The organism is Glutamicibacter nicotianae (assembly GCF_006539525.1).
Lineage (GTDB): Bacteria > Actinomycetota > Actinomycetes > Actinomycetales > Micrococcaceae > Glutamicibacter > Glutamicibacter nicotianae.
In genome coordinates this window covers 46,599-68,119 of the sequence record NZ_BJNE01000008.1, presented here as the reverse complement: position 1 = coordinate 68,119, position 21,521 = coordinate 46,599, and the positions used below count along the sequence as shown (strand labels likewise).

General features: G+C 58.0%; 16 protein-coding genes. 9 read left to right on the top strand and 7 right to left on the bottom strand.

The window, feature by feature from the left end:
* Nucleotides 1-11: 11 nt before the first annotated feature.
* The 7 genes from ANI01nite_RS10575 to dnaA form a co-directional block, all read right to left on the bottom strand.
* Nucleotides 12-635 (bottom strand): DUF3566 domain-containing protein, encoded by a 624-nt coding sequence (locus tag ANI01nite_RS10575; protein ID WP_038992733.1) that lies wholly within the window; start codon nucleotides 633-635, stop codon nucleotides 12-14.
* Nucleotides 632-3,259, bottom strand: a complete 2,628-nt coding sequence (gene gyrA / locus ANI01nite_RS10570; protein WP_141357892.1) for a DNA gyrase subunit A — start codon at nucleotides 3,257-3,259, stop codon at nucleotides 632-634. Before gyrA ends, ANI01nite_RS10575 begins: the two co-directional genes overlap by 4 nt.
* A gap of 57 nt (nucleotides 3,260-3,316) precedes the next feature.
* Nucleotides 3,317-5,320 (bottom strand): DNA topoisomerase (ATP-hydrolyzing) subunit B, encoded by a 2,004-nt coding sequence (gyrB, locus tag ANI01nite_RS10565; protein ID WP_218024319.1) that lies wholly within the window; start codon nucleotides 5,318-5,320, stop codon nucleotides 3,317-3,319.
* A gap of 343 nt (nucleotides 5,321-5,663) precedes the next feature.
* On the bottom strand, nucleotides 5,664-6,221 hold the full coding sequence (locus ANI01nite_RS10560; RefSeq protein WP_038992736.1) for a DciA family protein: 558 nt from the start codon (nucleotides 6,219-6,221) through the stop codon (nucleotides 5,664-5,666).
* A complete protein-coding gene (gene recF, locus ANI01nite_RS10555) occupies nucleotides 6,214-7,377 on the bottom strand; it encodes a DNA replication/repair protein RecF (protein WP_038992737.1) in 1,164 nt (387 codons plus the stop codon). Before recF ends, ANI01nite_RS10560 begins: the two co-directional genes overlap by 8 nt.
* Before the next feature lie 57 nt (nucleotides 7,378-7,434).
* Nucleotides 7,435-8,562: a DNA polymerase III subunit beta gene (gene dnaN, locus ANI01nite_RS10550; RefSeq protein WP_038992738.1), complete on the bottom strand. Its 1,128-nt coding sequence runs from the start codon at nucleotides 8,560-8,562 to the stop codon at nucleotides 7,435-7,437.
* A 466-nt stretch (nucleotides 8,563-9,028) separates the two neighbouring features.
* Nucleotides 9,029-10,465: a chromosomal replication initiator protein DnaA gene (gene dnaA, locus ANI01nite_RS10545; protein WP_038992740.1), complete on the bottom strand. Its 1,437-nt coding sequence runs from the start codon at nucleotides 10,463-10,465 to the stop codon at nucleotides 9,029-9,031.
* Between the two features lie 516 nt (nucleotides 10,466-10,981).
* Here dnaA and rpmH point away from each other — a divergent pair.
* The 9 genes from rpmH to ANI01nite_RS10500 all read left to right on the top strand — a co-directional run bounded on the left by rpmH (nucleotide 10,982) and on the right by ANI01nite_RS10500 (nucleotide 21,283).
* On the top strand, nucleotides 10,982-11,119 hold the full coding sequence (gene rpmH / locus ANI01nite_RS10540) for a 50S ribosomal protein L34 (protein WP_073707184.1): 138 nt from the start codon (nucleotides 10,982-10,984) through the stop codon (nucleotides 11,117-11,119).
* Between the two features lie 64 nt (nucleotides 11,120-11,183).
* Nucleotides 11,184-11,537, top strand: coding sequence for a ribonuclease P protein component (gene rnpA / locus ANI01nite_RS10535; protein WP_083515633.1), 354 nt, complete (start codon nucleotides 11,184-11,186; stop codon nucleotides 11,535-11,537).
* Nucleotides 11,537-11,914 carry a membrane protein insertion efficiency factor YidD gene (gene yidD, locus ANI01nite_RS10530; RefSeq protein WP_038992741.1) on the top strand — a complete coding sequence of 126 codons (378 nt, stop codon included), beginning with the start codon at nucleotides 11,537-11,539 and terminating at the stop codon, nucleotides 11,912-11,914. The genes rnpA and yidD overlap by 1 nt, the downstream gene beginning before the upstream one ends.
* Nucleotides 11,914-12,888 (top strand): membrane protein insertase YidC, encoded by a 975-nt coding sequence (gene yidC / locus ANI01nite_RS10525; RefSeq protein ID WP_038992743.1) that lies wholly within the window; start codon nucleotides 11,914-11,916, stop codon nucleotides 12,886-12,888. The genes yidD and yidC overlap by 1 nt, the downstream gene beginning before the upstream one ends.
* 2 nt (nucleotides 12,889-12,890) lie before the next feature.
* Entirely contained in the window at nucleotides 12,891-13,418 is a 528-nt protein-coding gene (locus tag ANI01nite_RS10520; RefSeq protein WP_038992744.1) for a Jag family protein, read from the top strand.
* Between the two features lie 46 nt (nucleotides 13,419-13,464).
* The gene (gene rsmG, locus ANI01nite_RS10515; RefSeq protein WP_038992745.1) at nucleotides 13,465-14,106 is read left to right on the top strand and encodes a 16S rRNA (guanine(527)-N(7))-methyltransferase RsmG; all 642 of its coding nucleotides are present in this window, start codon (nucleotides 13,465-13,467) and stop codon (nucleotides 14,104-14,106) included.
* A gap of 176 nt (nucleotides 14,107-14,282) precedes the next feature.
* Entirely contained in the window at nucleotides 14,283-15,206 is a 924-nt protein-coding gene (locus tag ANI01nite_RS10510; RefSeq protein ID WP_073707181.1) for a ParA family protein, read from the top strand.
* Between the two features lie 194 nt (nucleotides 15,207-15,400).
* Nucleotides 15,401-16,594 (top strand): ParB/RepB/Spo0J family partition protein, encoded by a 1,194-nt coding sequence (locus ANI01nite_RS10505; RefSeq protein ID WP_141357888.1) that lies wholly within the window; start codon nucleotides 15,401-15,403, stop codon nucleotides 16,592-16,594.
* A gap of 4,497 nt (nucleotides 16,595-21,091) precedes the next feature.
* A complete protein-coding gene (locus tag ANI01nite_RS10500) occupies nucleotides 21,092-21,283 on the top strand; it encodes a hypothetical protein (protein ID WP_141357887.1) in 192 nt (63 codons plus the stop codon).
* Nucleotides 21,284-21,521: the final 238 nt, after the last annotated feature.

Below are 21,521 nucleotides of genomic sequence, written 5' to 3'. Positions count from 1 at the left end.
AAGGGGTGTTCCTAGTCGTCGGTGAGGGTAACCCCGGCGCCGCCGACCAGCGAAGCTGCAATGTTGTACAGCACCGCGCCAAGCATGGAGACCACGGAAATCACCACAACGTTCACCACGGCGATGATTGTCGCGTAGGAAGCCACCTGGCCCAGCGACATGGTGTCGCGCAGGTCGAAGTTTCCGTCGGCGCCGATGGCGTCGCGCATCAGCTGGTTGAACGAATCAAAGGTTCCGGTCAAGTCCAGTACGGCCCAGATGCCTACGGCTGCAACCACGGTGATCACGCCAAAGGCGACCGAGAGCAGGAAGGCCAGCTTAAGTACCGAGAAGGGTTCCACCTTGGATACCAGCAGGCGGGCCTTGCGGACCTTGGCCTTGGGGGCTGGGCGAACCAGGCGTTCCTGGCCATTGGCTGGACGCTGCTGGCCGGTTGGGCGCTGGCCTGCAGGGCGCTGCGGCGATCCCGCCGGGCGCTGGCCTGCTGGACGCGACTGTCCTGCCGCTGGTCGTGCACCGGCGCTAGCCGGGCGGGAGCCTGTACCGGTCGGAGCCGGACGCTTTACCTGGGTAGGTCGCGGCGCTGCGCTCTTCGGGGCACCGCCGCTGGGGCGTGGCGTCGAGGGCGTGCTCATGCGTTACCTCCGTTAGTGTTGTCTTCGTTTTCGGCGCCGGAATCAGTTTCTGGCGCAGCCGATGACTCGTCGATCGTGTTTTCTGCGTCCAACGTTACGGCATTTTCCTCCGAGTTCTCCTCGAGCCCGGTCTCAGAGTTCTTGGCAACGGCGAGGATGCGGTCCTTCTTGTCCGGCTTGGCGAAGATGACGCCCATCGTGTCGCGGCCCTTGGAAGGAACCTGCGAAACTGCGGAGCGGACCACCTTGCCCGAGCCCATCACCACCAAGACCTCATCGGTCTCGTCGACGATCAGCGCGCCAACCAGCTCGCCGCGTTCCTCATTGAGCTTGGCCACCTTAATGCCCAAGCCACCACGGGATTGCACGCGGTATTCCTCGACCGTTGTGCGCTTTGCGTAGCCTTCGTTGGTCACGGTGAACACGAAGGATCCCTCGCGGACCACGTCCGCTGCCAGCAGCTCATCCCCGTCGCGGAACTTCATGCCGGTGACGCCGCTGGTGGCGCGGCCCATTGGGCGCAGGGCGGTATCGGTGGCGGTGAAGCGGACCGACTGGCCCAGGCGTGAGACGAGCATCACATCGTCGGATTCGCTGACCAGCTGCGCGGAGACCAGTTCATCGCCGTCGCGCAGGTTGATCGCGATGACGCCGGCGGTGCGGTTGGTGTCGTAGTCCTCCAGTCGGGTCTTCTTCACCAGGCCGTTGCTGGTGGCCAGCATCAGGTAGGCGGCATCCTGGTAGGTGCGCAGATCCAGCACCTGGGCGATGTGCTCATCGGGCTGGAAGGCCATCACATTGGCCACGTGCTGGCCCTTGGCGTCGCTGCCGGCTTCGGCCAGCTCGTAGCACTTGGTGCGGTAGACCCGGCCGTGGTTGGTGAAGAACAGCAGCCAGTTGTGGGTCGAGGTGACGAAGAAGTGCTCCACCACGTCGTCCCCGCGCAGGTTCGCGCCCTTGATGCCCTTGCCGCCGCGGGCCTGCGAGCGGTAGTTGTCGATGCGGGTGCGCTTGACGTAGCCGCCGCGGGTGATGGTGACGACCATTTCCTCTTCCGGGATCAGGTCTTCGACGCTCATGTCGCCGTCGTAGCCCATCAGCACCTTGGTGCGGCGGTCGTCGCCGTGCTTGTCGACAATTTCCTGCAGCTCTTCGGAGACGATCTCGCGCTGGCGGGCTGGGGAAGCGATGATTGCCTGGAATTCGGCGATCATGCGCTCGAGCTCGGCGTGGCGGTCCTGGATCTTCTGGCGCTCGAGAGCGGCCAGGCGGCGCAGCTGCATGTCGAGGATGGCGCGGGCCTGATCCTCGTCGATGCTCAGCAGTTCCATCAGGCCATCGCGGGCGGCCTCGGTGGTGGCCGAGCGGCGAATCAGCGCGATGACCTCGTCCAGGGCGTCCAGTGCCTTGAGCAGGCCACGCAGGATGTGGGCTTCTTCTTCGGCCTTCTTCAAGCGGTACTCGGTGCGTCGGACGATCACTTCGATCTGGTGGGTGACCCAGTGGCGGATGAATCCGTCCAGCGGCAGGGTGCGCGGCACGCCGTCGACGATCGCCAGCATGTTGGCGGAGAAGTTCGACTGCAGCTCGGTGTGCTTGTACAGGTTGTTCAGCACCACCTTGGCCACGGCGTCGCGCTTGAGCACGATGACCAGGCGCTGGCCGGTGCGGCCGGAGGTCTCATCGCGCATGTCGGCGATGCCGGAGATCTTGCCGTCACGCACCAGCTCGGCGATCTTCACCGCGAGGTTGTCCGGGTTGGCCATGTACGGCAGCTCGGTGACCACCAGGCAGGTGCGTCCCTGGATTTCCTCGACGTTGACCACGGCGCGCATGGTGATCGAGCCGCGGCCGGTGCGGTAGGCGTCGGCGATGCCCTTGGTGCCCAGGATCATCGCGCCGGACGGGAAGTCCGGGCCCTTCACGCGCAGCATCAGCTCGGCGAGCAGCTCTTCGCGGGAGACGTCAGGGTTCTTCAGGTACCACTGCACGCCCTCGGCGACCTCGCGCAGGTTGTGCGGCGGGATGTTGGTGGCCATGCCCACGGCGATGCCGGAGGAGCCGTTGACCAGCAGGTTCGGGAAGCGGGCCGGCAGGACCGTGGGTTCCTGGTTCTTGCCGTCGTAGTTGTCCTGGAAATCAACGGTGTTCTCGTTGATATCGCGGACCATTTCCATGGCCAGCGGGGCCATCTTGGTTTCGGTGTAACGCTGGGCGGCGGCGCCGTCGTTGCCCGGCGAGCCGAAGTTGCCCTGGCCCAGGGCCAGCGGGTAGCGCATGACCCAGTCCTGGATCAGGCGCACCAGCGCATCGTAGATCGCGGTGTCGCCGTGCGGGTGGTACTGGCCCATGACTTCGCCGACCACGCGGGCGCACTTGTTGTAGGCGCGCTCCGGGCGGTAGCCGCCGTCGTACATCGCGTAGAGCACGCGGCGGTGCACCGGCTTCAGTCCGTCGCGCACATCCGGCAGCGCACGGCCGACGATGACTGCCATGGCGTAGTCGAGGTAGGACCGCTGCATTTCGGTCTGCAGGTCGATCTGGTCGATGCGGCCGCCGTCGTGGACCGCATCGATGATCTCGCCGTCCATTGGCGCGTCCTGTGGGGTTTGCTCGTCGCTCAATTTCTTCCCTTACAAGTCAAAAAGTCTTCGGTGGATATCTGTGGTGGCTGCGGCCGATCAGATATCCAGGAAGCGCACGTCCTTGGCGTTCTGCTGGATGAAGTTTCGGCGGGACTCGACGTCCTCGCCCATCAGCACGGAGAAGACTTCGTCGGCGGCTGCCGCGTCGTCCATGGTGACCTGGCGCAGCGTGCGGTGCTCCGGATCCATGGTGGTGTCCCACAGTTCCGAATAGTCCATCTCGCCCAGGCCCTTGTAGCGCTGGATGCCGTTGTCCTTGGGCAGGCGCTTATTGGCGGCCTGGCCGGCGAGCAGCGCGTCGTCGCGTTCCTTGTCGGAGAAGACGTAGTCGTGGGCGGCGTTGGACCACTTGATGCGGTACAGCGGAGGTGCTGCCAGGAAAACGTAGCCGTGCTCGATCAGCGGACGCATGAAGCGGAAGATCAGGGTCAGCAGCAACGTGGTGATGTGCTGGCCGTCCACGTCGGCGTCGGCCATCAGCACGATCTTGTGGTAGCGCAGCTTGGCCATGTCGAATTCTTCGCCGATGCCGGTGCCGAAGGCGGTGATCATCGCCTGCACTTCGGCGTTGCCCAGCGCGCGGTCCAGGCGGGCGCGCTCCACGTTCAGGATCTTGCCGCGCAGCGGCAGGATGGCCTGGGTGTGCGGGTCGCGGCCGCGCTTGGCGGAGCCGCCTGCGGAGTCGCCCTCCACGATGAACACTTCGCACTCGGAAGGGTTCTTTGAGGAGCAGTCCGAGAGCTTGCCCGGCATGCCGAAGGATTCCATCGGGGACTTGCGGCGGGCGTTGTCGCGGGCCTTGCGGGCGGCCAGGCGCGCCTGCGACGCCAGCTGGGCCTTGCGGATGATGTCGCGGGCCACGTTCGGGTTGCGCTCGAACCAGTCGCCCAGCTCCTCGTTGACCACGCCCTGGACGAAGCCGCGGGCGATCGAGTTGCCCAGCTTGGTCTTGGTCTGGCCTTCGAACTGGGGCTCGGAGAGCTTGACCGAGATGACTGCGGTCAACCCTTCGCGGGCATCTTCGCCGGTGAGGTTGTCATCCTTCTCGCGCAGGATCTTGTTATCGCGCGCGTAGCGGTTGAGCAGGCCGGTCAGTGCGGCGCGGAAGCCCTCTTCGTGGGTGCCGCCTTCATGGGTGTTGATGGTGTTCGCGTAGGTGTGCACGGATTCGGCGTAGGCGCTGGTCCACTGCATCGCGATTTCCAGGCTGATGCCTCGTGCTGCATCTTCGGATTCGAAGGCGATAACCTCGTCGTGGACCAGCTCGATCTTCTTCGCCGCGTTCAGGTGCTTGACGTAGTCCAGCAGACCGTCCTTGTACAGGTAGTCCACGGTGCGCGGCTTGACTACTTGGTTCTCGATTTCCTCTTCGACTTCGGCCTCAGGCTCTTCGATCTCCTGGACGCGCTCGTCAGTGAGGGTGATGCGCAGGCCCTTGTTCAGGAAGGCCATCTGCTGGAAGCGGGCGCGCAACGTCTCGAAATCGAATTCGGTGGTCTCGAAGATTTCCGGATCCGGGTAGAAGGTCTGGCTGGTGCCGGTCAGCTCGGTTTCCTCGCCCTTGGTCAGCTCCTGGACGGTGTGGCCGCCGTTGGCGAAACCGATGCGCCATGCGTGGCCCTGGCGGCGCACGATGGTGTTGACCTTCTCGGACAGCGCGTTCACCACGGAGATGCCCACGCCGTGCAGGCCGCCGGAGACCGCGTAGCCGCCGCCGCCGAATTTGCCGCCGGCATGCAGGATGGTCATGACGACCTCGACGGTTGGCTTGCCCTCGGTGGGGTGGATGTCTACCGGAATGCCGCGGCCGTTGTCCTCGCAGCGTACGCCGCCATCGGCCTGCAGCGTGACGTTGATGGTGTCGCAGTAGCCTGCCAGCGCCTCATCGACGGAGTTGTCGACGACTTCGTAGACCAAGTGGTGCAGGCCTCGCGGGCCGGTGGAACCGATGTACATGCCCGGGCGTTTGCGTACCGCTTCGAGTCCTTCGAGGACGGTAATATCCTGGGCGCCATATGTGTGTTCGACTTTGGAAGTCATCGATTCCGCGGGAGCCTGGCTTTCAGCCGGTTCCTGCGGTGAAGCATTTTCGGTAGACACGGGTGCTACGAACTCCTCGAATTTAGCGCGCGATGGCCCTCTGCGACGGATTCTGCGCGTCGGGCAATCATGGTCTGGAGGGACTCCGGCGCGGGCCTTGCCCGCAACGGAGTCAATTCACTACCTCTAATTCTACCGCGTAGACCAAAATAAACGGTGACTTTGAGGCCTAAATCGCCCACCAAAAGCTGGTAATTGACGTTCTGAGGCAGTTGCGGCGATCAAGTGAGGGGGGATCCAGCCTCCGGGTCCGTGAGTGCGCCATATGCCATGCCAGCAATTTCTATCCGTAGGTGTCGCGCGGCCCCCGGCCGGCCACCGAACGCATGCCGTGGCGCCAGGAGGGAGCGTTGGGACCCAGCACCTTGAGCACGGTGACGATCCCGGGCCCCAGCTCGGCATCGAATTTCTTCAAGATGTCGTGGGTGAGCAGGCGCATCTGTGCTGCTCGCGCTGTCGTATCGCAGCGCATCACCACCACGGTGTCCTCGAAGGATTCAGGTTTGCAGTGCTTCGCGTTCTCCACGCCGATGATGTCCTCCCAGCGTCCGAGCACCGAGCCCACAGCGACCTGGGTGTTCCAGCCGCGCGACTTGGACAGCCGGGAGACCACTTCGCCAATGGCGCGCGGGTCGCGAACCGCTCCCTCGGCAGATTCCGGCCTTTCCTCGGCGAATCCGCGGCGGGCGGCCTTGCGCTTGCGCACCCTTTCCATGCGGGCGGCATCGATGCGCCGCTCGCCGCGTTCCTCGGCGAGCTTGCGCATGCGGTTGAGCAGCGCCTTGGCCGCATCGATCTCTGGATCGAAGCGGTGTTCATCTCGTTCCGATGGCTCATGCATCGACAACCTGGCCAGGTGAAACCTGGAAGAAATGTCCCTTCAGCGCTTCGGGGACATCTTCCACAACGGCGGCGGTCACCAGCACCTGCTCGGCTCCGGCAACGATGTGCGCCAAGCGATCACGGCGGGTGGTGTCGAGCTCGGCAAAGACATCATCCAGGATCAGGATGGGGCCTGATCCAGGACGCGGATCGTCATCGCCGAAAACACGGTAGGCGGCCAGGCGCAAGGCCAAGGCAAAGGACCAGGTTTCCCCGTGCGAGGCATAGCCCTTGGCAGGAGTTGGGCCCAGGATCAGGGTCAGATCGTCGCGGTGCGGTCCGAACAGCGAAATTCCGCGGTCGACTTCACGGCTGCGATTCGCTTCGATGGCGTTCAGCAGCAGTTCCTGGATCTCTTCTTGCTCCAGGGACTCAAGATCATCCGCTGGCAGGCTGTTCTCGTCGAGTTCACCCTCGAGCGAGGAACGGTAGATGGCGCGCGCTTCCTTGGCGCCATCTGCCAGATCTGCGTAGGCGGCCTGCATGTACGGGCGGATCAAGGCCAAGACGTCCAGGCGTCCGCGCATCAGCCGAGCGCCGGCCAATGCCAGTTGCAGATCCCAGGCCTTGAGCGTGTTCTCCTGCGAGGGGCTCAGGGTGGACTTGCCGCGAATGGACTTGAGCAGGGCATTGCGCTGCTTCACGATGCGCTCGTAGTCGTTCTTGGTGCCGGCCTCCACCGGGCGCAGGGTTACCAGAAGCTCGTCCAGGAACTTGCGGCGGTTGGACGGATCGCCCTTGATAAGAGCCAAGTCCTCGGGGGCGAAGAGTACAGTGCGCACCATGCCAAGGATCTCCCGTGCGCGAACCGGGTTAGCCCGGTTGATGCGCGCCCGGTTGATCTTGCCGCTGGTGATCTCGACCTCGAGCACCGTGGTCTGCGGGCCATGATGCACAGTGCCCCGGATCAGCGCGCGCTCGGAACCGAAATTCAGCAGGGGCGCGTCATTGCTGACTCGATGCGACGAAAGGTTGGCCAGATAGCCGATGGACTCAACGATATTGGTCTTGCCGACCCCGTTGGGGCCGATCAAGACGTTGATCCCCGGGGCTAGGTGCACGTCGGCCTGCGCATACGAGCGGAAGCTCGTGAGTGAAAGCTGCGAGATATACACCGGGGTCCTGACAGAAACGAGGTGGCTGATGGCCGGAGCCATCGACCACGAATTGGCTTAGTTCGAGTTTGGCAATCGAACCGGCATCACGAGGTAGCGATACTGGTCCTGGTCTTCCTCATCCAGCTTTTTCTGTCCGGTCAGCATGGCCGGCTTCGGTGCACTGGTGAAGGAGAAGCGCACGAAATCGGTGTTGAAGGAGTTCAGGCCCTCGGACAGGAAAGTCGGGTTGAAGGCAACCACGATGTCTTCGCCGCGAAGCGAGGCGACGATGGCTTCTTCAGCCTGCGCGTCTTCGCCGGTGCCAGCATCCAAGGTCAGCTGGCCATCGGTGAAGGCCATGCGAACTGGGGTATTGCGTTCGGCGACTACCGATACGCGGCGTACAGCCTCCATCAGCTCGCTGGTTCGGACGGTTGCATGAATTGGCGTATCGCTCGGGAACAGCGAGCGGATCTTCGGGTATTCGCCGTTGATCAGCAGCGAGGTGGTCCGGCGGTTGGAGCTTTCGAAGCCAACCATCTCACCGTTCTCGCTCATGGCAAGCTTCAGTTCGCCGGAGCTCGAGAGAGTCTTGGCAACTTCGCTGAGCGTCTTCGCCTTGATCAGGAAGGACGTCGAGATTTCTGCCTGGATCGGGGTCCAGTTGAGTTCACGCAGAGCCAGACGGTAGCGGTCCGTGGCCAAGAAGGTGATCAGATCATTTTCGATCTCAACCTTGATGCCGGTGAGTACCGGCAAGGTGTCGTCCTTGGAAGCGGCGACAATAACCTGCGAAACAGCTTCGGAGAATGCCTGGCCATCGATGGTGCCGGCGATAGCTGGGAGTTCAGGCAGGGTTGGGTATTCGTCTACTGGCATGGTGGCCAAGTGGAATCGTGAACGGCCGCAGGTCAGCGAGATCTTCGAGCCATCGGTTTCCAGGGTGACGGTGGAGTTGGGCAGAGAGCGGGTAATTTCTGCCAAGAGCTTGCCGGATACCAGGATCGAGCCCTGCTCGGAAATATCTGCAGGGATCTCGATATGCGAGGAAATCTCATAGTCGAATCCCTCGAGGCGAACAAGGCCTTCGTGGGTCGTGATGAGGATGCCTGCCAAAACAGGTGATGGTGGTCGCTGCGCCAGGGACCGGGCAGTCCAGGATACGGCGTCCGCCAATACATCCTTTTCAACGCTGAACTTCACGAAAAATCCGCCTTTCGGAACCCATAAGTCTTAAGTCAGGCCAAGAAGGTAGTTCCCTCGCCAAGTTCTTAAGCATAGAGCAGGTAGTTGCACGTTCTATCCATCTAATCTTGCCACGCCCTGATAGCGCAACGTCAGCTCAGTGAACGAAGTGTGGACGATGCAACAAAAAATCTGTTCTGCACAAGTTTTGGCTCGAGGGTGAACAGTGGACTCGTTATTTGGAGGATTAAGGATTTAAAGGAGAAGTGTTAATAACCCTTGTGGATACTGTGGATAAGGCCCATTACCCTAGATCTTCCGGCAATTGTGCATGTGAACAATCTGTGGTTGAACGTGAGACTCGGTTTCATCAACTTGTTGATACTCAGTTTCACGATTTTTAACGTCCACATGGTTCGTGAACTTATCCGCAATCCTTCACCAGATCATCCACAGTTTTATCCACACCTGTGATTTCTCTGCTTCAGTGCTCCCGCTGGCTCTGCTTAATTCTGTTTGTCAGCTCGGTGACCTGATTGAATATCGCTCGACGCTCAGCCATCAGTTCGCGGATCTTGCGATCGGCATGAATTACGGTGGTGTGGTCGCGGCCGCCAAGTTCTGCACCAATCTTCGGCAATGACATGTCGGTCAGCTCACGCAGCAAGTACATGGCGATCTGGCGTGCCGTGACCAAAGTACGAGTACGGGATTTGCTGTTCAGCTCATCAATGCTCAGCCCGAAGTACTCGGCGGTCTGCTTGATGATGGTCGACGGCGTAATTTCTTGTGCGCCGTCTTCGCTGATCAAGTCCTTGAGCACGGTTTCGGCCAAGGCCAGGTCCACCGGCTGGTTATTCAGCGACGCGAAAGCGGTGACGCGGATCAGCGCACCTTCGAGCTCGCGGATGTTCGTGGAAATGCGTGAAGCGATGTACTCCATGACGTCGCTTGGCGCCGAAAGGTTCTCGGCGTCCGCCTTCTTACGCAGAATTGCGATACGGGTCTCGAGCTCTGGCGGCTGGATATCGGTCAGCAGGCCCCACTCGAAGCGCGAACGCATGCGATCTTCGAAGCCCTGCAGCTGCTTGGGAGGCAGATCCGAGGTGATGACCACCTGCTTGTTGTGGTTATGCAGCGCATTGAAGGTGTGGAAGAACTCTTCCTGGGTAGCATCCTTGTTGGCCAAGAACTGGATGTCGTCAATGAGCAGAATATCGACGTTGCGGTACGTCTGCTTGAAGCTTGCACCCTCGTCGTCGCGGATCGAGTTGATGAAATCGTTGGTGAACTCTTCAGAATTCACGTAGCGCACGCGGATGCCTTTGTAGAGATGGCGTGCGTAGTGCCCGATGGCGTGCAGCAGGTGGGTCTTGCCCAGACCGGAATCGCCGTAGATGAACAGCGGGTTGTAGGCCTTGGCCGGCGCTTCTGCAACAGCGACGGCTGCCGCATGGGCAAAGCGGTTCGACGAACCGATCACGAAGGTATCGAAGATGTACTTCGGGTTCAGGCGGCCGAACTCCTGAGAGTTCGATGGCGGAGTCGGCTGCGGTGCCGGCTGCGGGCGAGGACCAGGAGTCTCGACAACCGCCGGAGCGGACGGCGCAGCAGGCTTGGCCTCAGGCTCCTCTTCTTCCAGCTCATCCGACAGCGAGAGATCAACGCTGACGGCGCAGCGGATATCATCCTGGAATACTTCCCGCAATGCGTCATCCAGCGGCTCGCGCAACTGGGTCTGCAGGATATCGCGCGTGAGGTCATTGGGCACCGCAACCAAGAGCGTGGTGCCGATGAGACCTTGCGGTTTAGCCAGCGATACGAAGGCGCGGTAACGCGCCTTGACCCGGTCATCATCTTCGATCTTCCGGATGACTTGGCGCCAAGAGCTACCAATGCTATTGGTCTCGTCGCTGCTCACTAAGGGCGCCCCGCTTCCGTTCGAATGCAATCTTGGTCACAAGAATCCCGTTCCCAGGCTTCCTAAACGTCGTTTTTCGGACCACGTCTGCATTGATTCTATCCATCATCCACACAGTTATGCACAGCTGCGTGGAAAATCAGGGTGTTATTACTGTGGAAAACAGGTTTTCCCATGAAATCAAGCGTTTTTCCTCGCGAGATGACTAGCTGTTTTGTGGAAATATGTGAAGTTTCTTTCGTTATGCACAGCCGTAATCCACAACTTTGAGGTAGATTATTCACAGGCTGGCACCCGAGCAGGGGAGCCGGGGCTAAAGTTGCGCGCCAATTTGACCCAGGGCGCATATTTTTCTATTGTTATTCAGTCCTATGCGCACCTTTTTGCGACTTGCTCATTTTGGAAGAGCCCGCGAGAAAGCGCATTTTATAAGAAAACACGAGCGTCATCCTGTTGTTATCGAGCTAGCTGGTCAACGGGTAGTACGCATCATCTAAATCGTTTTGGAGTGTCACCGTGAGCAAGCGGACTTTTCAGCCTAACAACCGCCGTCGTTCGAAGAAGCACGGCTTCCGCCTTCGTATGCGTACCCGTGCAGGTCGTGCCATCCTTTCGGCACGTCGCGGCAAGGGTCGCGCCGAGCTGTCCGCATAAATTTGCGAAGCAGCTCTTGGCAGCATGATTTCAACGAGCTCAGCTAAAGAGCAACGCGAAACAGATGTTGCCTAAGAATCAGCGACTGCGCCTAGCGCAAGACCTTACAGCCACTGTACGTTCCGGTGTCCGAAGCGGACGCCGGAACGTCGTGCTATATGCACGCCCCCGAGTAACCGAAGAGTTCCTCGGCGACAGGTTTGGATTCATTGTTTCCAAGGCTGTAGGTATTGCCGTTAAAAGGAATCTCACCAAACGACGAATGCGAGAGATCGCCCATGAGCTTCGGCGCGTGGACGGGAATGTCGATTTCGTCTTCCGTGCACTTCCTGGCTCTGCCGAACTCTCCTGGGAAGAACTCAACGCCCAGATCAATTCAGCCTTCTCCGCTGTTTTGCGCAAGATCGAGGCGCGCTGATGCGCAAGGATTCAGCTCCGCGTACCGGTTTGCTGTGGTTCATCATCGATATCCCACGCAACATCGTAATCGGGTTGCTCAAGACTTACCGAAAAATCATCTCGCCGCTGTACGGCGATGTATGCCGATACTTTCCTAGCTGTTCTGCCTATGGGCTCGAAGCAGTGACTCAGCACGGTGTTGTCAAAGGCGCCGGCTTGATCACTTGGCGGATCCTCCGGTGTAATCCGTGGTCCCACGGAGGCGTCGACCACGTTCCTGAGGGACCGAGGATTTGGCCAGAAGGCAAACTGCCGAGGATCATAGTTCTGAATCATCCTGTGATTCCCGACGATGAAGACGCCGCGGAAAGCGGCCGCAAGGAGCTCGACCACTGATGAACAACTTCCTAGACACGATACTGACTCCGTTTACATACGTAGTCTCGTGGGTTCTGTGGGCCTTCCACGAACTGTTCACCGCGATTGGAATGAACGCGGATTCAGGTGTTACCTGGACCCTGTCGATCATCTTCCTCGTGCTGCTGATCCGTACATTGCTGATCCCAGTCTTCGTCAAGCAGATCAAGTCCCAGCGCGCGATGCAGGCACTGCAGCCTGACCTTCGCAAGCTGCAGGCAAAGTACAAGGGCAAGACCGACCAGCTTTCGCGCCAGGCCATGGTGCAGGAACAGCAGGCGCTGTTCAAGAAGCATAAGACCAACCCGCTGTCTTCCTGCCTGCCTCTGCTCGTGCAGATGCCATTCTTCTTCGCACTGTTCCGCGTACTGAATGAAGCATCGCGCGCTAGCGATGATGGCCGTTCAATCGGCGCACTGTCCGCTGAGCACATCCGCAGCTTCGATGGTTCCACCATCCTGGGTGCACCACTGTCCGAGACCTTCTTGGGCACCATCAACTCCGGCGCTATTAACTGGGCCGTCATCATCGTTGCCGTCGTCATGATCCTTGCCATGACCGCATCGCAGTTCTTCACCCAGCGCCAGCTGATGACCAAGAATATGAGCCAGGAAGCCCTGCAGGGCCCATTCATGCAGCAGCAGAAGATGATGCTGTACATCCTGCCTCTGGTCTTCGGCATCGGTGGCATCAACTTCCCAATCGGTGTGCTGATCTACTGGACCGCATCGAACCTGTGGACCCTGGGCCAGCAGTTCTGGGTTATCCGCAACAACCCAACCCCTGGCTCGGAAGCGGAGCGCGAGCTCAACGCCCGCCGTGCCGCCAAGGGCCTGCCTCCAGTAGGCATGAAGAAGGAAGACGCTGACGCCGCTGCAGCAGCCGCAGCGGAGCAGCGGGCCAAGGGCCAGCGTCATCAGCCGCAGCGCAAGAACCGTCGAAAGAAGAAGTAGCCATGACTGCAACTGAGAATATCGACGCGCCCGACCTGGAAAACCAGATCGATGACGATCAGGAAGTTCTGGACGAAGGCGACGTCGCAGCCGACTACCTTGAAGAGCTTCTGGATATCGCCGATCTGGACGGCGACATCGACATCGAAATCCGTGGCGGACGTACCTACATTTCGATCCTTACCGAGGACGATGACGCGTCGCTGGAAAGCCTGGTTGGCAAGGATGGCGAAGTCCTCGACGCGCTGCAGGAACTCACCCGGCTCGCGGTGCTGACTGCGACCGGTGAGCGTTCGCGCCTGATCCTGGACATTGCCGGCTACCGTGCAGAGCGTGCAGATCTGCTGCGCAAGATTGCTGAGGACGCCATTGCCTCGGTCCGCGAAACTGGCGAGAAGGTCCATCTGGATCCGATGAGCGCCTACGAGCGCAAGCTCGTGCACGACGTCATCGCAGATGCTGGACTGCACTCGGAATCCGAGGGCGAATCGACCCGACGCCATATCGTCATCTCGGTACTGGACAGCTAAGAACCATCACGCGTCCGCGCGCTGATCGACCTAAGGACCAACGACAATGACTGAGGACCTCAGCCTTACTGCAGAAGAGACCGTGGCTGCCGAGAAGATTTTCGGTGACCGCTTGGATCTTGCCAAGCGCTATGTAGAGCATCTGGCGACCTCTGGCATTGAACGCGGGCTGTTGGGTCCGCGCGAAGTACCCCGTCTGTGGTCCCGCCACGTGCTCAACTGCGCAGTGATCGAAGAGGTTATGGACAAGGGTGCCGAGGTAGCCGACGTAGGCTCCGGCGCAGGCCTTCCAGGGCTTTGCTTGGCAATTGCCCGCCCGGACCTCAAGCTGACTCTGATTGAGCCACTGGAGCGCCGCTGCATCTGGCTTTCCGAGGTAATTGAGGATCTGGGTCTGACCAACGTCACCGTAATGCGTGGCCGTGCAGAGCAGATGGTTGACGTGGTCAACGCACGCTATGTCACGGCCCGCGCCGTATCCGCATTGACCAACTTGGCCGGACTGACCATTCCACTGCTGCACGGTCAAGGTGAGCTGATTGCGATCAAGGGGCGCTCGGCTGCCGAGGAAATCGCCAAGGCAACTAAGGCCATCCGCAAACTCGGTGGCAAGGAAACCGAAGTGCTTACTGTGGGCGAAACCATCCTTGCAGAACCAACAACGGTGGTTCGCATCAAGGTTGGCTAAGGTTGACGCGATAGTCTGTTAAATAGTTATAGAAGTGAAATGGCTTTTATCCTCGTGCATCCGAGGATGAAGCCATTTCGCAATCTGCATGACTTGTTTTGAATGTTTCACGTGAAACATTATCGGTGCACGCTATGAGTATTAGGCGCACCACTTCACGAGGAGGAGTTTTACCTTTGTCTAAGACTAAGGATTCATCGGATAGCGCGTTTGATTTCAACGACTCGTCCTCGCCCCTGGCTACTCAAATAGCTAGTGAACATCGTCGTCGCGAAGCTTTGGAGGCCCGTAAGGTGCCAACGCCCGAGAAGACCCGCTATTTCACGATTTCCAACCAGAAGGGCGGCGTCGGCAAGACGACGACCACCGTAAACCTTGCAGCCGCTCTGGCCAAGGGGGGACTGAACGTCCTGGTGATCGACATCGATCCGCAGGGCAACGCTTCAACCGCGCTGGGTATCGAGCATCATGCTGAGGTGGACAGCATTTACGATGTGCTAATCAACGACCTTCCATTGTCTGATGTCGTAGCTACATGCCCAGACCTGCCAACCTTGCAGGTCGCTCCTGCGACGATTCACTTGGCTGGTGCAGAGATCGAATTGGTTTCTCTGGTAGCTCGCGAACAGCGCCTGCAGCGCGCCTTGGACGACTACGCTCGGACTCGCCAGCGCGAGGGACTGCCTCGCCTGGACTATGTCTTCATCGACTGTCCACCGAGCTTGGGCCTGTTGACCGTCAATGCCTTCGTTGCCGCTCGTGAGGTTCTCATCCCTATCCAGTGCGAGTACTACGCGCTGGAAGGTCTGAGTCAGCTGCTGAAGAACATCGAGATGATCCAGAAGCACCTGAACTCCAAGCTGACAGTCTCGACGATTTTGCTGACCATGTATGACGGTCGCACTAATCTTGCTGCACAGGTAGCTAACGAAGTTCGGGAGCACTTCCCGGAGCAGGTGCTCAAGGCTGTCATTCCGCGTTCGGTGCGAATTTCTGAAGCTCCGAGCTATCAGCAAACCGTTATTACCTATGACCCGAACTCGACCGGCGCCCTGTCGTACTCCGAAGCAGCCCTAGAGATGGCTGAGCGGGGCGCGTAGGCCCGTAGAAGGGCATTTCCCCCTAGAGTCGTTTACCTTAGGTTTTAGTTTGTTTCAGACGTGACACCGCGGCTGATAGCTAACACTCATTGCGAAAGCCGTGGGTGACGCACTGTGCGCATCCCCGGTTCGATGCCAATAAACAGTAGACTAGTCTCGGGCTGAAATTTCGGATGAAAGGGCGTGCGAAAAACATGGCAGACAAGAAGCGGGGCTTGGGCAGGGGACTAGGTGCCCTCATTTCCAGCTCGCCGGCGACCGCAGCTCCAGAGGAGAAGCAGGATGTTTCACGTGAAACATCGCCCGCGGAGCCAGTCGCAGAAGCATCGAGGCCACGGGCAGCACGTCCAGTCGATATGTTCTTCGAACCGGGACGCAAGTCCTCAACGCCGAAGACACCAACTACTGCTGCTAAGCCGGCAAAGCGTGCTCGAGCTACGATGCCTGGCTTGAACACAACTCTTGGGACGAAGAGTTCTCCTGTGCGCGAGGATGATGCATCGGCCGAGAAGTCAGCACCTAAGAAGAGTCAGCCGAAGCCTGACGCCCCAGACTCTTCGGATCTAGTTGAAGTTCCTGGAGCGCAGTTCGCTGAACTCGACGTCAAGCTCATCCACCCGAATCGCAAGCAACCGCGAACCAACTTCGACCAAGAGCACATGGATGAGCTCATCCATTCCATCCGTGAAATTGGACTGCTTCAGCCTATTGTTGTCCGTCCTTCGCGCGAGAAGGATGACGCCCCATACGAACTGGTCATGGGTGAACGTCGTTGGCGAGCAACGCAGGCCGCTGGCCTGGCGACCATCCCGGCGATCATTAGGGACACGCAAGACACCGATTTGTTACGCGATGCGCTGCTCGAGAACTTGCACCGCTCGCAGCTCAATCCGCTGGAAGAGGCTGCTGCTTACCAACAGCTTTTAGAAGAGTTCAACTGCACGCAGGAAGTGCTTTCCGAACGAATTGGCCGGTCACGTTCGCAGATTTCCAACACGATCCGTTTGATGAAGCTCCCTCCTCTCGTTCAACGTCGCGTTGCAGCGGGGGTTCTCTCGGCCGGCCATGCACGGGCCTTGCTTGGACTGTCCAACAACGAAGTCATTGAACAGTTGGCCCAGCGGATCATCAACGAGGGTCTGTCTGTGCGGGCGACTGAAGAGGCAGTTGCCCTGAGCGATGATAAGCCGCGCAAGCCAGCCAAGAAGGCGCGCGAGACCCAGCGTAATGAGCGTTTGGACTTCTTGGCGACATCGCTTGCGGACCGCTTGGACACTAACGTCAAGATTCAACTTGGCAGCCGCAAGGGCAAGGTCAGTATCGAGTTCGCTTCGGTCGATGATCTGAACCGCATCATGCAGGTTATCGATCCGACAATGAACTCGTAATTAGATAGAGAAGGCGCATGTTTCACGTGAAACATGCGCCTTCTCTATCTCCAAAACGCTGTTTCACGTGAAACAAGTATTGGGGAGCGGTGGCCAGTATTTAGGAAGGGTTGAAGGAGAGGTTGGCCAGCGGATGTTGTCACTGCAACCCTGGAGGCTGGATGCAAGGGCTTCTTTCGGCCCGAAGAATCAGTACCACGCGAAGACCCAGACTTTGCGCCAAGTGCATCTCAGTTTGTGTTCACGCCTCCCCAAGGGCCTTCATCGGAGTTGCAACGAAAAACCCCTCGCAACTGACGATGCACCGATCGACACCTGGTGCGTTTCCAAGGAGTTGCAGGAGGAGCAGAGAACCGTCATGAGCCTTTGGGGGAGGGCTCGGGAAGAGTAGTGCACCGAACTCGACTGGGGCACCATCCGCACCTCGTCACCCCGAAGCAAAACCGTCTAAATGTTCCTGTCTGCCGGACGTTCAAGAAGGTCAGGTCTTGCTGACATGGCGTACCTGGTTCATGGTTGATTCTGTAGCCCTATGCACCTTAACTGCTGGACTGCGACCCCGACTTGGAGGCTGATCACTAGGCAATGGTTCGCTCACGAACAGGATGGGCGCTCCAAGCAAAGACATACGTTAAAAGGGTAGTGACCATCAAGCCACAGAGTGAATGCATGTCCTTCAGTCGAGAGAACCTGATCGTCCCTTACGCGGGAAAGTCTCAGAATTCTTGACGGAGGTGCCATATCCCGAATGGCTCAATGGTGAATATTCGTGGCTTTGAGAGCCGCTAGAATTCTCGTCCAGAGCCACCGGCCAGCCATAACCGACTCACGGCTGCCTTATGCGAAGGCAGAGCTCCACGTAAAGTATCGGCTGAACGGCAGGCAGGCTTCAAATAGATCCTCAGAGCCTGTTGCCCGGCGACGATGCTCGTGCGAGGCCATGGAAGCTCCTAGCCAGCCTAATTCGATGCTGACGTTTTGTCATCGACGTCGGAGGTGACCATGAGTTGGAGTAAGCAGCGTTCGTAGGACGTAAAGAAGCTGTTCTAGCCCAGGTTGGGCATCGCGCCTTCTTGTTAGTTGCAGTCGGGAAGAGTAGTTGAAGGACCTGCTCGTCGCTCAGCTTCTCGAGGTGCTTCCAGCTACGAGGACGATATCTGCGGCATTGAAGTCTCCGCCTACGCTGTCGTGAAAGATGCCTTGCGTGGATGCGATGGCGCAGTCTGGCAGACTCTCAGCGCGAGCTGGATTAGTCGCATGACTTCGAACTTTCGTACATTGAAAAAGGTTCTGTCCACCATACAGTCGGTTGCGTGGTGGGAGCAGCTTATAGGGGGTGGCTCTGACGAAAAAAATTCGGTGGCAATGAGAGACAACGGCGGCGTTTCTCTCTGGTGACCCTAGATCGGAATTGTAGAGGCCCCCAAGATTCAGATGATCAGTTTTCTGCGAATCTATGATTCGAGTGAAACTGTCCTATGGAATAGAACGAAAATGTCGATCAGACTATGCTCGATGAGAAGTTGCTATGTCGGTCGGTAGGGAGACTACTCCTTCATTCACTGGATCATGCAAAGATGATAAGTTCGCTGCGACTGATTTCCAGTACTCGATCCAGACTCTAGGATTTGATGACTCCACCCGGGATAGGCGTGGTCTTCTAATGCAGCCTTGAAATGATTAGCGTCGATCACGAATCTGTCTAGGCCTAAACATTGGACTGATGCATTGTTTACTCTAACGACAAACACCAGTCCGGTGTTGCAACCGCCGTGAGGTCGCTGTTCCAATAGTCAGGCTGATAGCCATGCCATAAGAGCAGATGATGAACCGACTTATGAAACGAGGAAAAGAATTTCTCTCGGGCATCTTCGCTGTTAGTCCGCTTACGTCATGATTCATGAGAATAAGTTTCACGTGAAACATAGACCCTCCCTCAGGCGGTTCGATCGATATACCCTTGGCTGTGACTGTTGGCCAGGGCTCTGAAGAAACCTATCGAGCATTCAACATGCCACACCCACCCACGGAGCTGCAGGAACTGCAATGTGGACGAGTGATATTCGGTGGCCGTAGTCTGGCTTGCTTGGATTTCTACGTTCGCCTCGGAATAGAGCGAATTGGCAGAGTCCAGCAACGAGCGGTTTGCAGACCTGATCAGGAGACGATCTAGACTTTCAAGAGTTGCTGTGAGCCGGACGCAATCCATTCATGGCCATAGTCGGCATTAGTCGGAGATTCTTATCCACGCTACGTCCTTGAATGGCTTCGTTTCGAAGGCTGTCACTCATTTGCATTCGAATCAGCTTTCAGGACATCGACTTCAAGCCTTAGGGTTGCTGTACATGACTGAATCTGGTGAGTACATTCTGCTGGATAGGGGAGTGGCATGAACCGGACCCGCAATCTAATGGGCGAGCAGTGTTCTTGAAGTGGTGATGAATAATTGAACCTTTGGAGCCACAAAAGAGTTCCGGTTCAGAGCCGCCCGTTACTATGCTTCTGCGCCTCTGAGAATTAGCGCCTGGAGTCACCATTCCATTCTGACGGGATCACCGCTACCTCATATCGCGACTGGGCTCTTCGAAAGGGAACATCTTGAACGGCAGGCAGATGACAAATGGATACACTGTGGACCGTTGGGCATTGAAAGGGGGAGTGTAGGGTCATGATGGCTTCTGGCCGTCAGTCTCTATGGTTACGCCTGCTTTGTGCTCAACTCTGGACTTGTCCAAGTCTACGAGTAAATGATGATGGTATGAGGATCAGAAATTGTTGTAGCCCTTGAATGCGGTTCGATGGTCCTGTCCTGTCGTACGTAGTCATCGTGCAAAGCTTGAGGTAGGCGCCAGCCTAACCTAGATCCGTATGGTCGATGCTCCAGTACGGTTGGGTCAACACGTTTAGAGTTGGTTGCGGTCAAGGAATTGCAATTAGTAGCGCTTTTGCCGCTCTTGTCCTGAAGGCGCGCTCAGCTTTGTAAGGAGGCGCCGCCTACTTCTATGACTCTGCTGCGGGAGATGCGTCGGGTGTGGACGTAAAGAATCGTCCTGACTAAGCCTCGGCGTAAAGCTGGGGCATGAGCGTCATTCGCGCGTGCCGTTGAACATGGCTTGTTCTGCGAGAAAGTCTGTTGCACTGGCCGGGAGTTTATACAGGGTTATTTAGACGGATAGTGTTTGGCAGCTCCGAGTGACAATAATGGAGTACCCCTCGGGCGACTCTGAGTTGGAAGAGCGGTGGCTGCCATAATGGCTACATACTCACTTAGACTCAGGCTGAAAACAGCCGCTTTTTGGCACCGTTTCACGTGAAACATTAATCGATGAACCATACAGGACTTTCGAGACTAACCGCTGGAAACGTGTTTCACGTGAAACAAGGAGAACCACCTAAACGACACCTCGTTTCCAACGCCATGCCCAATGGAATGACCACGCAAGTCACTGGAAGTTCCGTTCAGGCTGGAATGGCGAATGATCACAGGTAAATGATCATAGGGGTGGATGTCCTGGCGATAGCCGAGTTGCCAATAACTAGAACTGCATAGGCAGATCGGAAGAGACAACGGGAGCAACTATCCGATGCTCGACGTACGCGGACAGTATTCCGTGTAGGGCGCGCAATCAATGAATCTGGACGTATAACCAGAACGTAATCCCGACCAGCACGCATGGTCTGCCGAGGGGTCCCGCGCACTTCATTCGTATGTTCTTGTCTCTAACAGGGGTACGTCCGATGAGCGTCAAGTGCAGTCATGGAGTGTGATGATCAAATCGCATCTATAAGCGCTACGAGCACCAGAAGCGCCACTGAGAGCCTTCCATCTACCACTCCGAGTGACCAAGAGGTTCCGTAGGCTCCTAGATCGCTACACGAGCCCACAGAGGCTTTGCTGAGAAGAGCAGCGCACTGCTGGCCCAGAACAGGATCAACTGAGCGACAATAGCGTTAGGTCTGTGGCTGTAGACGCTTTGATTTGCGCTGATTTTCCGAGACAGTGGACGCGTACCGCAGGCCTATTTGCATGCCCACGTCATCGAGAGAGAACTAAGTCAAGTGAGCCCGTCTCTGCCGTCACGCAGCTATGTCGTCACTTGTCCGTGGATCCAGATGAATATTAGAAGCTTTGAGAGCCACCAGTATTGCCGCTCAGGGCCACCCATTATTCTTGTTCAGAGGCACCAGCCGGCCGGGGTAGTCCGACTGCTTGTACTGCGTGCAGAAAATGGGGATGCTCTGTCTTACTGTTGCTCCATGAGCACGATAATAGAACGCGAAATTTCCACGCTGGGTGGTTCCAAAAGCCACTGATCGAGCATCAGGACACTGTAAATTGATGCCCAATGCCCTGGCGACGTCCTCGGTGGATCGGTTGCTGCGTCAGGCGCACATTTGCCAGACCAGCGATGAATCTGTTCGGTTGACGCAGGTGTTGGCTGGTGCTGGGGTGAGTTCCTTGATGTAGCCCCTCTCAGCACGGGCAGACTGCTGTGCATGACGGCTGATACCACATTGGCTGATTATGGGCAGCAGGCAGTTTTGCTGACCCTTAATGGGCATTATTCATGGCCGCCGGTGGGCAGAAACTCATGCCCCTTGACAGAGGGGTTTATACAGGGTGGCTCTGAAGGAGAAAATCAGGTGGTTCTGATCGAGAATAACGGCGTTTTCAGCTGGTGGCTCTGAACGGCAATATTGGTGGCCCTCAAAGAGTCAAATATTCAATTCAGAGTCTTTGGCGTGGTCGGCGCAGACACGGCGCATCAACGGCTGGGGCGTCGAGTCTAGAACCAGTTCCCTCATGCGTGAATGATCCGGTCTGATTGGTCAAACAGGATTCTGCGACCGTTGCGGACTGGGAACAGGTGTTGGCAGATCTGCTCGTGGCTCAGGTCGTTGAGCACCTACCAACGGAGCCAGATGG